Source organism: Flavobacterium sp. GL_143 (assembly GCF_057834355.1).
Map to the genome: position 1 here is coordinate 4359776 of NZ_CM174401.1, position 13838 is coordinate 4373613.

At 32.5% G+C, this 13838-nt stretch carries 11 protein-coding genes; 8 read left to right on the plus strand and 3 right to left on the minus strand.

Annotation, left to right across the window (positions count from 1 at the left end):
• Positions 1–7 precede the first annotated feature (7 nt).
• The 4 genes from AC3IPI_RS18435 to AC3IPI_RS18450 all read left to right on the plus strand — a co-directional run bounded on the left by AC3IPI_RS18435 (position 8) and on the right by AC3IPI_RS18450 (position 2535).
• Positions 8–736: a Dph6-related ATP pyrophosphatase gene (locus tag AC3IPI_RS18435; protein WP_039111950.1), complete on the plus strand. Its 729-nt coding sequence runs from the start codon at positions 8–10 to the stop codon at positions 734–736.
• 165 nt (positions 737–901) lie between these two features.
• Entirely contained in the window at positions 902–1414 is a 513-nt protein-coding gene (locus tag AC3IPI_RS18440; protein WP_489154756.1) for a hypothetical protein, read from the plus strand.
• Between the two features lie 3 nt (positions 1415–1417).
• Positions 1418–2107, plus strand: coding sequence for an aspartyl/asparaginyl beta-hydroxylase domain-containing protein (locus AC3IPI_RS18445; RefSeq protein ID WP_489154758.1), 690 nt, complete (start codon positions 1418–1420; stop codon positions 2105–2107).
• A gap of 29 nt (positions 2108–2136) precedes the next feature.
• Positions 2137–2535 carry a hypothetical protein gene (locus tag AC3IPI_RS18450; protein ID WP_489154760.1) on the plus strand — a complete coding sequence of 133 codons (399 nt, stop codon included), beginning with the start codon at positions 2137–2139 and terminating at the stop codon, positions 2533–2535.
• A 13-nt stretch (positions 2536–2548) separates the two neighbouring features.
• Here the strand turns inward: AC3IPI_RS18450 and AC3IPI_RS18455 are convergent, their stop codons facing one another.
• From AC3IPI_RS18455 to AC3IPI_RS18465, 3 genes are all read right to left on the minus strand, one after another.
• Positions 2549–3100, minus strand: coding sequence for a DUF1697 domain-containing protein (locus AC3IPI_RS18455; RefSeq protein ID WP_489154762.1), 552 nt, complete (start codon positions 3098–3100; stop codon positions 2549–2551).
• A 130-nt stretch (positions 3101–3230) separates the two neighbouring features.
• Positions 3231–4010 carry a hypothetical protein gene (locus AC3IPI_RS18460; protein WP_039111945.1) on the minus strand — a complete coding sequence of 260 codons (780 nt, stop codon included), beginning with the start codon at positions 4008–4010 and terminating at the stop codon, positions 3231–3233.
• A 48-nt stretch (positions 4011–4058) separates the two neighbouring features.
• Complete coding sequence (locus AC3IPI_RS18465) at positions 4059–4610, minus strand: STM3941 family protein (RefSeq protein WP_489154764.1); 552 nt, start codon at positions 4608–4610, stop codon at positions 4059–4061.
• A gap of 420 nt (positions 4611–5030) precedes the next feature.
• On the opposite strand from AC3IPI_RS18465, the gene recG reads away from it, so the two are divergent.
• The 4 genes from recG to AC3IPI_RS18485 all read left to right on the plus strand — a co-directional run bounded on the left by recG (position 5031) and on the right by AC3IPI_RS18485 (position 13837).
• Entirely contained in the window at positions 5031–7139 is a 2109-nt protein-coding gene (gene recG, locus AC3IPI_RS18470) for an ATP-dependent DNA helicase RecG (protein WP_489154766.1), read from the plus strand.
• 1045 nt (positions 7140–8184) lie between these two features.
• A complete protein-coding gene (locus tag AC3IPI_RS18475) occupies positions 8185–9246 on the plus strand; it encodes an efflux RND transporter periplasmic adaptor subunit (RefSeq protein WP_039119214.1) in 1062 nt (353 codons plus the stop codon).
• A gap of 90 nt (positions 9247–9336) precedes the next feature.
• Positions 9337–12435, plus strand: a complete 3099-nt coding sequence (locus tag AC3IPI_RS18480) for an efflux RND transporter permease subunit (protein WP_039111941.1) — start codon at positions 9337–9339, stop codon at positions 12433–12435.
• 91 nt (positions 12436–12526) lie between these two features.
• The gene (locus AC3IPI_RS18485; protein WP_489159244.1) at positions 12527–13837 is read left to right on the plus strand and encodes a TolC family protein; all 1311 of its coding nucleotides are present in this window, start codon (positions 12527–12529) and stop codon (positions 13835–13837) included.
• Position 13838: the final 1 nt, after the last annotated feature.

The window sequence follows — 13838 nt, forward strand, 5'->3', positions numbered from 1 at the left end:
AATTCCTTTGAAAAAAATCGCCTTATTTAATTGGAGCAGCGGCAAAGACTCAGCTTTAGCATTATATAAAATACAACAAGAAAAAGAATTCGAAATAAATTGTTTACTTACCAGTGTCAACCAGCAGTTTCAGCGTATTTCGATGCATGGAGTTCGTGTAGAGTTATTAGAACAACAAGCAAAAAGTATTGGATTACCGCTAGAAATTATGCAAATTCCAGAAATGCCAACTATGGAAGTGTACGAAGAAGTAATGACTAAAACATTGGCTAAACTTAAAGATCAAGGTGTTAAATATTCTATTTTTGGAGATATATTTCTGGAAGATTTACGAAAGTACCGTGAAGATAAATTGGTAGATATTGGCTTTGAAGCCGTATTCCCGTTATGGAAAATACCAACAAAAGATTTAATTCAGGAATTTATATCTTTAGGTTTTAAAACAATAGTGGTTTGTGTAAACGAACGCTTTCTGGATAAAAGTTTTGTAGGTCGTGTAATCGATCAGAATTTTATAAATGATTTGCCAGATAATGTAGATGTATGTGGAGAAAATGGCGAATTTCATACCTTTACTTTCGATGGACCTATTTTTTCTGAACCAATACAATTTGAAATTGGAGAAATTGTACATCGAAAATATGAAAAACCTAAAACAGAATCTAGCGATACAGCTTGTGATACAAATGCAAGCGATGCTTTTGATTATGGATTTTGGTATTGCGATTTGATATAAACAGTAAGACATTAATTATTTTAACCATATAAGCAACGTAAGTAAATGTAAGTATAATCGAATCTGTGCAAACTTAAATGAACTTATATTACTTATATGGTTAGCTTTTTTTTGTTACAGTCTTGGTTTTATGTATTCTAACTATATAATATTATTTTAAAACTCATGCAAATACCTGTAAAAGAAAAGAGCTTAGAAATAGAAAAGATTTTATTTTTCTTAGACGAAATCGGTATTAAAGTTGTCGAAAAGGAATTAAATAACACTTTTTTACCTGGATTATCTTTAGGCTCAAATTGTATTTATATTGATTTTGAAAAATTATCATATCCTGGAGATATTCTACATGAAGCAGGACATCTGGCAGTTACTACTACTGCTGAAAGAGAATTAGTTGGTACAGATAAAATGGCTGCTAATTGGCCAACTGAAGGAGAAGAAATTGCAACAATCTTATGGTCTTTTGCAGCAGCAAAACATTTAAAATTACCAATAGAATTTGTGTTTCATCCTAATGGATACAAGAACGATTCAGAATGGTTAATTTCAAATTTTAACGATGAAAACTATATAGGTTTGCCTTTTCTTGAATGGGCAGGACTTACATTAGGTAAAGAACGAGCAACAAATGAAGGAAAAGAAGCATTTCCTACAATGATAAAATGGCTAAGAGAATAAATTATGGATAAATTAGTACGCTCTATAAAGTTTCCTCTTTTGTTTGATAAGGAAAAACTAAAAAATGATTTCCAGAAAATCATGGATAAGAACTGGATTGATCATTATAATACTAATGATTATTCAGGGAAATGGACTTCGATTGCTTTAATGTCACAAAGCGGAAAATCGGACGCTATCTATGCTTTTTCAAACAATGATGAAAAACTAATTGCTACCGAAATATTAGATTCTTGCACCTATTTTAAAGAAATATTAGATGGTTTTTTATTCGAAAAAACAGCTGTTCGATTATTGCAATTAGCTGCTGGAGCTGAAATTAAGCCGCATAGCGATAATTGTTTAGGATATGAAGATGATTCTTTTCGATTACATATTCCCATAATTACAAATAGCCAAGTCGAGTTTATCTTAGATGGTACTCGCTTAATTATGAATGAAGGAGAATGTTGGTATATAGATGCTAATTTTATTCATTCGGTTGCCAATCGTGGCACAGAAAACCGCATTCATCTTGTAATCGATGGGATAAGAAATGAATGGACTGATGCGATGTTTTATAAAGAGGCAGACAAAGACCAATTTGTAAAAGCTGCACCAGTAATGAGCGAAGAGCAAAAACAACTCATGATTTCCGAGTTAAAAAGAATGAATACGCCAATGGCAGATGAGCTTATTAAAAATTTAGAGTAAGCCTAATTTAATTAAAAGAATAAACAGAAGTGAATAAATCAAATTTTAGAAAATTCGGAATAATAATTACCTTAATTATTGTCGCATTTTCATTCCAGAGTTGTTTAGTAAGTAGATGCCAAAGACCACAAATTATGGGCTATATCTATGACGAAACAACCCATACTCCTATCGAAAATTGTAACGTAGGAGAAAGCTTAACCAATGCAATGGGCTATTTTAATTTAAAAGAAATAAGATATTCTCAATTTACTTTTGTTGGTTATGAAGCACCACCATTACATGTTAATGAAGCTATATACAAAGAGGGTTACGAAAAGAAATCTATAGATCTGCACAATCCTTTTGGTGGCGGAATGAGAAAAGGTGCCGTACATGATGCCGATACTATTTATCTAAAAAAAGTATCGATTCAAATTTCTAAGTAAATACGTTTAGTTTTTAAGCTTCTCTTTCTTCGTAAATTTTTAATAATTGAGTTACTGTATTCCAGTTTCTTATCGTTGCAGTTACGTTTAGTTTTTTCTCAATATATTTCTGGTCAAATCTGGTTTTTCCTGCGCCAACAGCATATTTAATAAATATTCTGTTACCATCAATACTAGCTTCGTCTGGCTTAAACTGACTTATTTTTAAATCATTTATACTATCACTTTTCAATGCTATCGAAATAAAAGCTACATACAATTTTTTAATGTCAGCGTCTTTTTCTTTTAAGAAAAGATTGTTCTTAAAACAAGCTTCTAAATCTTGTTTATTAATAACAACAATAGGCACTTCGTGTCCAAAAACTTTAAAAATTTCTTGCTTGATTACAAAGCCAACTTTGGATGCATTGTCTTCATCGGTATCTACAAAAACATTTCCCGACTGAATATATGTTTGTACGTTCTTAAAACCAATAGCTTCAAGTGTTGTTTTTAGAGCTTCCATTTTTATCATGTTGTGTCCAGAAACATTGATTCCACGAAGTAATGCGAGATGAGTTGTCATTGTATTGATTTTATTTTTTCAAAGATAAAGATTCAATTATAATAAAAACCTAGAGTGATTTAAATTATCAAGATATTAGTAGTTTTTATAAAACTATTTAGAATCATAAAAACTACTGATATTATCTTTTTTATTTTGCTCGTACTATCGTTTCAAAATTTAAATCCATTGCAGCAGTATTATCAAGTATTGCTCCCAAATATTTTGGAGTCATTTTACCATTATGATCTTTATTGTACATGAAAAACTGCCCAAAATTGCCTCCTTTTAAATCTGTAAATTTCTTTACTTTATACTCTTTAGAATCGAATGCGTCGGCATTAGAAGAAAGCTTATCCCATTCTGCTTTAGAAAAACTCATAGGAATCATTTCTTTACTACGAATAACATACATCGTATCAGCATCAATTCGTATCAGTTTCACTAATGCACCTTGCAACTGGCTATTTTCTTGAGACCATGTTGATTTGTAAATATCTCCAGATTGCGGATTAGTAATTAATGCAGCATACTCCTCAGACTTTTTCTCAATTGATTTGTTATTAATCTTACTATAACCCAATGCGATTAAAACGATTAATGGCAATACAATACAAAATGACCATGGGTATAATAACTGCCATAAAGTCCTTTTATGATTATTTCTAATCTGATTAATCTCAGCTTCTATATTGGCTGAGTATTTTTTCTTTGCAAATACAGATGCATCAGGATTTTTTAAAACTTCACCGCAATTGGTACAAACTACTCCTGTTTTTCGTCCCATTCCAAAGAAAGGGATAACCATAGAGATATAACGCACATACAATGTTAATTCAATGCAACCATTTTTATTACATACGGGACAGATTTCATCTGAAATAATTTTTGAAGTTAAAGGCTTTGTTACAATTTCGTAAACGTAAATCATTTTGTTTATTAGTTTGGGGGTTATTAAATAGCAAATAATTGCTCAATCTTAGTTATTTGTATTCTTTGTTTTATCTATCATTTGAAAAATGTTTCTTTTTAACTCCGTAAGATCACAATTTAAAAGCCTTACATTTATCCATAATAAGACATTACCATTTTCATTGCAGTAAGTTTCTGCTTTTTTACGGTACTTTTCATTTTTAATTTTATTTATATAAGTATCTGGTTGATGAACAATTATATTTAATACAGTTTCGTATTGTTCCTTTGTTTCAACACATCTTGTTATGTCTTCCCAATTTACTACTCCAATTTCAATGAAATATTTTCCGTAAAAAATAATTCCTTTATGATTAAGTGTTATTTGTATTTCATTATTATCAAATAAGCGCACTTCTCTTATTGTATAAAAGAGCATTCCAATAATCACAAAAGGAGATAAAAATAGTACCTCTGGATGAAAATTTTGACCATCATAAAACTGTTTTGTATTATGCCATAACATCCAAACTGCAATTAAGAAGAGGGATAGACATAAAGCAAAACGGATTATAATTGTTTTTTTATTTAGGTAAATGTGGTAAGGAAGTCTTTGCATAATTTTTATTTCAGCAGTAATTTTATATTATAATTCTTCATCTCAAATAGTGTTGAGAAAAGAATTTATTATAGAATTAATTAGCTCTTCCTCTAGAGTTTTTCAAAAATAAGTATTTTATTTTGTATAAAAAACTTACTAAAAGAAACTTTTTTAAGAAATATATTCTTAAAATATTTGTTTTATAGAGTTGACTATTTATTTTATGAGATAGATAAATGATTCTTTCTTACTATAAATAAAAGCATTTAACTTTTTCAAAACAATTGTATTTTCTATTTTCCTAATTAAAATCTATCTTCGCTTTTTATAAATATTTAAAGATAAAATAGAAATTAAAAGATTTAATTATTGAAATATTTAAAGATAAAAAAGTTCGTAAATCTAAGAAGTCTAAAAATCTAATCGTCTAAATAAAGAATGTCTAATTATCTTCTTCAAACTCCTATCGAATACTTAAAAGGTGTTGGCCCTAATCGTGGCGAATTGCTGCGTAAGGAATTGGGGATTCATAAATATATTGATTTGGTTAATTTTTTTCCGAACCGATATATAGACAGAACGCGATATTATAAGATTAACGAATTACAGAATACTGCTGCCGAAGTTCAGATTGTTGGTAAAATCATCAATATAAAAACCGTTGAATTTGCCAAAAACAAGAAGCGTTTGGTTGCTACTTTTGTAGATGATACAGGACAAATTGACTTAAACTGGTTTCAGGGACATAAATGGATTCGTGAGAGTTTAAAACTCAACGAAGTTTGTGTGATTTTTGGGAAATGTAGTTTATACGGAAGTCAGTTTAGTATGTCGCATCCCGAAATTGAACTCATGAGCGAACACGAACAAAGCCTTCGCTCTGCAATGCAACCTGTTTATCCATCGACAGAAACCTTGGCTAATAGAGGGATTTCAAATCGTGTGATTAACAAACTCATGCAGCAATTATTTCTGGAAACACAAACTTTATTCACTGAAACACTTCCCGATTATTTGGCAAATGAATTAAAACTGATTCCTAAAAAAGCAGCTTTATTCAATATACATTTTCCTAAAAGTGCCGATGCTTTGGCGAAAGCCCAATATCGATTAAAATTTGAAGAATTGTTTTTTATTCAGTTGCAACTGATAACTAAAAACCTGATTAGAAAGCATAAAATAAAAGGGCATCCATTTGTAAAAGTAGGCGAATATTTTAATATTTTTTATCAAAATCACTTGCCTTTTGCACTTACAAATGCTCAAAAAAGAGTAATCAAAGAAATACGTACCGATATGGGTAGTAATGCCCAAATGAATCGATTGTTACAAGGAGATGTAGGTTCGGGAAAAACTATCGTTGCGTTTATGAGTATGTTATTGGCGCTCGATAATGGTTTTCAGGCATGCTTAATGGCACCTACAGAGATTTTAGCAAATCAGCATTTTGTGGGATTATCAGAATTAGCAGCGACATTAGATATCAATGTAAAAATACTAACCGGATCTACCAAAATTGCTGCCAGAAGAATAATTCATGAAGAATTAGAAAACGGTAGCTTACATATTTTAATCGGAACACACGCTTTACTTGAAGATAAAGTGAAATTTAAAAACTTAGGTTTGGCTGTTATCGATGAGCAACACCGTTTTGGTGTAGAGCAACGTTCTAAATTATGGAAAAAGAACGAAATTCCGCCGCACGTATTAGTTATGACCGCTACGCCTATTCCGCGTACTCTGGCGATGAGTTTATATGGTGATTTAGATATTTCGGTAATCGACGAATTGCCTCCAGGACGAAAACCAATCCAAACGGTTCATCGTTATGACAGTAACCGACTGAAAGTCTGGAAGTTTTTGCGTGATGAAATTGCTCTTGGAAGACAAATATATATTGTATATCCATTGATTCAAGAATCTGAAAAAATGGATTTCAAGGACTTGATGGATGGTTATGAGAGTATTTCTCGTGATTTCCCCCTACCTAATTACTCAATTTCTATCCTTCACGGAAAAATGAAACCAGCTGATAAAGATTCAGAAATGAAACGTTTCTCGGAAGGAAAAACTAATATAATGGTTGCTACAACCGTTATTGAGGTTGGTGTAAACGTACCAAATGCCAGTGTAATGATTATAGAAAGTGCCGAACGTTTCGGGCTTTCGCAACTGCATCAATTACGTGGTCGTGTTGGTCGTGGTGCCGAACAGAGTTATTGTATCTTAATGACTTCGCATAAACTAAGTTCGGATAGTAAAACCCGAATGGAAACTATGGTTCAAACCAATGACGGTTTCGAAATTGCAGAAGTTGACTTAAAACTTCGTGGTCCTGGTGATTTAATGGGAACGCAACAAAGCGGTGTACTTAATCTTCAAATCGCCGATATTGTTCGTGATCGTGATATTTTGGCTCTAGCCAGAAATTATGCTTTAAAAGTCCTAAAAGAAGACGCTCCATTGCAAAAACCTGAAAATGCAATCCTTAAAGCCATTTTCATCGAATTAACAAAGAAAAAGAATATCTGGAATTATATAAGTTAATTCTTTTTTTAAGGTTCAAAGGTTTGAGGAAGGTGCAAAGTTGCAAAGGTTTTAAGGTTCTAAGATACTAAGGTTTTGAGAAAGGTACAAAGTTGCAAAGGTTTCTTGTAGAGGCGCACCGCAGTGCGTCTATCTTATAAAGGAATTTACTAATTTAAGGCAACATAATAACCACAATAATGAGTGTTTACTCTATTTTACATATAGAGTATTTACTCTGTACTATATACAAGCCTATTAATTAAATTTTACTCTTTGTTCTCGATTTACTAGCGGAGACCCTTCCTCCGTCAGGGAGACAAGATTGGGTTTATATTGCGGCTACTTTTTGATTAACCTAGTTCTTCTCGTTTTTCTAATCTTAGTACCTCAGTCCCGAAGCTTCGGGATTGCAACTTTTTACCTTCCTTAAAGCCTTTGCACCTTTCTTAAATTCTCAAGCGACAGCGTAATGGCTTGACAACGAATTACAATCTTAAATACATGTTATAAACATTGCCAACGGTTTCAACCGTTGGAACGCAATGTATTATGGCAATCTGCATCACACGGTTAAAACCGTGAGCTATAATAAACCTTCTTAGAACCTCAGAGCCTTTGCAACTTTGCACCTTTCTTAAAATCTTTGCACCTTTCTTAGATTGTCGAGCTACTTACGGAGACCCTTCCTCCGTCAGGGAGACAAGTTTGCGGTTATTTTGTGATTAACCTCGTTTTTCTAACCTTAGTACCTCAGTCCCGAAGCTTCGGGATTGCAACTTTGTACCTTTTTTTATTACCCCCTTTAAACCTTTCTTCACGAATGGAGTCTTAATACAAATTTTTGAACTTATGTTTATTGTAAATCTTAGAAAATTAGAGGCTTTGTAACTCAGAACCTCTGTTTCTAGCATTGCCCTTTTGCATCTTATTTTAACGAAAATATTAATATTTGTACATACAATTGTTAAATAAAAAATAAGGTCATAGGTTTTCAATACAAAAAACTAAATTTGTGAATTCACTTAAAACCATAATCTATTAATTCTAGCTTTACCTAAATCTCATGAAAGTAAAAAACCTTGTATATGCCTTGCTAATAATCGGAATTGGCGGATTTATCGCTTACCGAGTTGTATCTAATAAAAATAAGAACGACGAATCTAAAGGTCAGAACGGTAAAAACAAAACCACAACAGTTTCGGGAGTTGTTGTAGACACTCAAACTTTTGACAATAATTTATCTTTATCCGGATCTATTGAAGCCAATGAGCAAGTAGAAATTCGAAGTGAAGTTTCGGGTATTGTCGAAGGAATTTATTTTAGTGAAGGAAGCAACGTAACCAAAGGTCAAGTTCTTTTTAAGGTAAATGATATAGAATTAAGAGCGCAATTAAGACAAGCGACTACTAAAGAAGGTTTGGCTGCCGAAAATGAAAGAAGAGCAAAGTTATTACTTCAAAAAGAAGCTATTAGCCAAGAAGAATATGAAGTTGCAAGAGCCGACCACGCTTCTGCGCAAGCACAAACCCAATTAATACGTGCTCAAATTGCAAAAACATCTGTAAAAGCACCATTTTCTGGAAAGATAGGATTACGATCAATTTCTCCGGGAACTTATATTACACCAACAATTTTGGTTGCTAAATTGGTTAATACTAGTAAATTAAAAATTACATTCTCGATTCCAGAGAAATACGCAAGTCAGGTAAGAAACAATTCTATTATTACTTTTACGGTTTCTGGGTCTGAGACTCAATATACGGCTAAAGTTTATGCTATTGAGCCTGAAGTTGCTGTAGAAACAAGAACACTCCAGATTAGAGCTATCGCCGAAAATAAAGATGGCAAATTATTCCCTGGAACATTTGCTGATGTAAAATTACCATTAGATATAATAAAAGATGCCATTGTGGTTCCTACGGAAGCTATTGTACCTGTACAAAACGGAAAAAAAGTCTTTATTTCTAATTTTGGCAAAGCCAAAGAAGTAATGGTAGAAACGGCTACAAGAACAGATGCGTCTATCTTGATTTTATCAGGTTTAAAAAAGGGAGATACTGTTATAACTAGCGGTGTAATGGCATTAAAAAATGACGATCCAATTAAAGTAAAAGTGAAAAAATAGAGATTTTGAATTATTTAATAATCCAAATCAATTTTCATTATTTTAAAATCTAATCCTGATAGTTATCGGGACTAAAATCATAAATCTCATATGAGTTTATCAACCACAAGTATAAGAAGACCAGTATTAACAATTGTATTAAATCTTGCAATTGTATTGTTTGGTCTTATTGGATATAGCTTTTTAGGCGTAAGAGAGTTTCCGTCTATTGATCCGGCACAAGTTTCTGTACGTACTAATTATACAGGAGCAAATTCAGACATTATAGAATCTCAAATTACTGAACCTCTTGAAAAAGCAATTAATGCCATTGACGGAATTAGAAACATTACTTCATCGAGTGTACAAGGAAGTAGTAATATTACAATCGAGTTTAATCTAGATAAAAATCTAGAAGAAGCTGCAAACGATGTTCGTGATAAAGTATCACAAGCCGTTAGAAGTTTACCTCAGGATATAGATGCTCCGCCTGTTGTTTCTAAGGCTGATGCCAATGGAGAATCTATTATTTCGATGACTGTTCAAAGTGATACACGAAGTGCGCTTGAACTGAGTGATTATGCAGAGAATGTTATTTCGCAGCGATTAGAAACAATTCCAGGAGTAAGTGCAGTTCAAATTTGGGGACAAAAACGTTACGCCATGCGTTTATGGATTGATCCTATAAAACTAGCTGCATATGGTTGTACCGTATCCGAAGTTCGTAATGCCTTAAATGCACAAAATGTTGAGTTACCTTCTGGAAAACTAACAGGAAACAATACCGAACTTACAGTAAAAACGGTTGGAAATTTATCTAAACCAGAAGAATTTAATAATATTATTATTCGTTCAGAAGGTGAAAAAATAGTTCGTTTTAGCGATGTTGGTAATGCCGAATTAGGTCCGGAAAATACCGAAACAAAATTGAGCCAATCAGGACTTCCTATGATTGGTCTTGCGATTGTACCTATGCCAGGAGCTAATTATTTAGATATTTCGAAAGAGTTTTATAAAAAATACGATGCTTTAAAGAAAGATCTTCCTAAAGATATTAAGCTTGACATTGCGATAGACAGTACGCTTTTTGTAAAAAAATCTGTTTTGGAAGTTGCTGAAACATTATTGATATCTATAGTTTTGGTTATCTTGATTATCTTTTTGTTTTTTAGAGATTGGGCAATCGCATTTAGACCTTTAATAGATATTCCAGTTTCCTTAATAGCAACATTTTTTATCATGTGGCTTTTTGGATTCTCAATAAACGTATTAACATTACTTGCAATTGTTTTGGCAACGGGACTTGTGGTCGATGACGGAATTGTGGTAACGGAGAATATCTTTAAGAAAGTCGAAGAAGGAATGTCACCTATTGAAGCTGCAATTAAAGGATCAAACGAGATATTCTTTGCTGTAATTTCTATTTCAATAACGCTTGCAGCCGTTTTTTTACCAGTAATCTTCTTAGAGGGATTCGTTGGTCGATTGTTTCGAGAGTTTGGAGTCGTCATTGGAGCAGCAGTATTAATTTCGGCCTTTGTTTCTTTGACCTTAACACCTATGTTAAATGCTTATTTAATGAAAGGTGGCGAACAAAAGAAATCGAATTTTTATCTTAAAACAGAACCTTATTTCGAAAGTTTAAATAAAGGATATGCAGATGCTTTAACCCGTTTTATGAAAAGAAAATGGTTGAGCTTTCCTATTATCGCCATTTGTTTTGGATTAATTTATTTGTTCTTTAGTATTTTACCAAAAGAAACTGCTCCTTATGATGATAGAAGTGCATTGGTTTTAAGTGTAACAACTCCCGAAGGTTCTTCATACGAATATACAGATCGTTTTATGCAAGAGCTAGGACAACTTATTGATGACTCTATTCCGGAGAAAAAAGTAAGTTTGGTAATCACTTCACCAGGTTTTGGATCATCGTCTGTAAACAGCGGTAGGGTTAGGATTGCGCTTAAAGAACCAAACGAAAGAACCCGTTCTCAAAAAGAAATTGCAGAGAAATTAACAAAATGGACAAAAAAATATTCTGAAGCAAAAACCTCGGTAACAGAGCAGCCTACAATTGCTGTAAATAGACGTGGAGGATTGCCAATTCAGTATATCATCCAAGCACCAACCTTCGAAAAACTACGAGAAAAAATTCCGTTGTTTATGGACGAAGCCAATAAAAATGATACTTTTTCGGTTACAGATGTGAACTTGAAATTTAATAAACCCGAAATTAATGTAAGTATCGATCGTGAAAAAGCCGAAAGTTTAGGTATTTCTATTATCGATATTGCACAAACATTACAGCTTTCTTTAAGTGGACAACGTTTTGGATATTTTATTAAAAACGGAAAACAATATCAGGTAATTGGACAATTTGACCAAAAAGACCGTTCGAAACCATTGGACTTAACTTCGATGTTTGTAAAAAATAAAAAAGGACAGTTAATACAAATGGATAACGTAGTTACGATTGAAGAACAAAGCAATCCGCCACAATTGTATCATAATAACAGATATATGTCGGCTACAGTTTCGGCTGGTTTAGCTCCAGGCAAAAGTATCAGCGACGGTATCGATGCTATGAACGAGATAAAAGCAAAAGTTCTTGATGATACTTTTACAACTGATTTAGGTGGAGAATCGCGAGATTTTGTGGAGAGTAGTTCGAATACTTCATTTGCATTTGGATTAGCTTTATTATTAATCTTCTTGATATTATCTGCTCAATTTGAAAGTTTTATAGATCCATTTATTATCATATTAACTGTGCCAATGGCAGTTGCTGGGGCATTATTCTCTTTATGGTTATTTAACCAAACTTGGAATATCTTTAGCCAGATTGGTACCGTAATGCTTATTGGTCTTGTTACCAAGAATGGTATCTTGATTGTAGAGTTTGCCAACCAATTACGAGAACAAGGCAAGCCAAAATTAGAAGCAATACTAGAAGCTTCAGAGGCGCGACTTAGACCAATCTTAATGACGAGTTTAGCAATTGCATTAGGAGCATTACCAATTGCAATGTCTCTTGGAGCAGCATCTACAAGCCGTATAGGTATGGGAGTTGTAATTGTGGGAGGAACAATTTTCTCTTTAGTACTTACTTTATTTGTAATTCCTGCCATGTATTTAATGTGGTCTAAAGCACGTAAACATTACCCTGAGTTTGATCATATCGAAGAATATGAAAGAGATAGTAATAAATAATCTCAAACTCACTTTAAATAAAAATAGGAACCACAAATCGCTTTTAAACAAAATTTTGATAGCTGATTTGTGGTAATAAAAATAAAAAATGATGTACACTAAAACTCTATTTAAATGCTTGGTTTTGTTTCTTTTTTGTATTGCAAAAAGCAATGCTCAAGAAGTTCTTACCATAGAAAATGCAGTAAAAATAGCATTAGACAATAATTTTGAAATAAAAATTGCGTCAAATAATTTAAAAATTAGCGAGACCAATGCTACAATTGGAAATGCAGGGATGTTACCAACAGTAACAGCTACTGTTGTAGATAATAACAGCATACAAAATAGCTCGCAAACACGCCAGGACGGAACATCAACTTCATTGAACAACGCAAAAAATAACAGTTTAAATTACGGTGTTGGATTAGACTGGACAATATTTGATGGTATGAGAATGTTTGCCCAATTAGATCAACTTAAAGAACTTCAGAAATTAGGTGATGCCGAATTGCGACGTACCATTTTAGTAAAAGTGGGACAGGTTAATTCTACTTACTACGATTTGGTTCAGCAACAACAACAATTAGCAGCATTAGATACTACTATTGTAATTTCTAAGCAAAGATTGACTTTGGCACAAAACCGATTTACTATTGGAAAAGCTTCAAAATTAGAGGTTTTAAATGCTCAGGTAGATTTAAACACAGATCAGGTTACATTATTGAGACAGAAAGAATCATATGCAAATGCCAAGATATTATTAAATCAGATTTTAGCTCGAGATTCTAAAATTGATTTCAGGGTTATGGATGATGTTACTTTAGATAATACATTGATTTTGGATAATTTATTAGAATTAGCCAAGAAACAAAATCCACAATTAGAATCGCAAATTATTAATTTAAGAATTGCCGAATTACAATTAAAGCAAGTAAAAGCAAATCGCTATCCTACTGTAAAATTAAATACAGGATATAATTTTTCTGAAAGTCATTCTAGTTTAGGATTTACAAGTGAATCAACTTCCCGAGGATTAAATTATGGTTTTAGCGCATCTTTAAACGTATTTGATGGTTTTAATCAACATAGAAATGAAAAAACGTCTAAGCTTGAAATTGAGAATACTAAATTTGCTTTAGAACAACAAAATCAAGTATTGAGTACACAATTAGCAACGGCTTATCAAACGTATTTAACAAATTTGGAGTTGATAAATCTTGAAGAAAATAACGAAGTAATAGCCAAACAAAACTTAGATATTACACTAGATAAATTTCGTATTGGGACAATCACAACACTTGAGTTTAGAACGGCACAGCTTAATTATGTAAATGCAAAAGTGCGTTACAGCAATGCGCAATTTGAAGCTAAATTATCTGAAATTGCATTAAAAGAATTAGCAGGAAATATTAGTTTTTAAA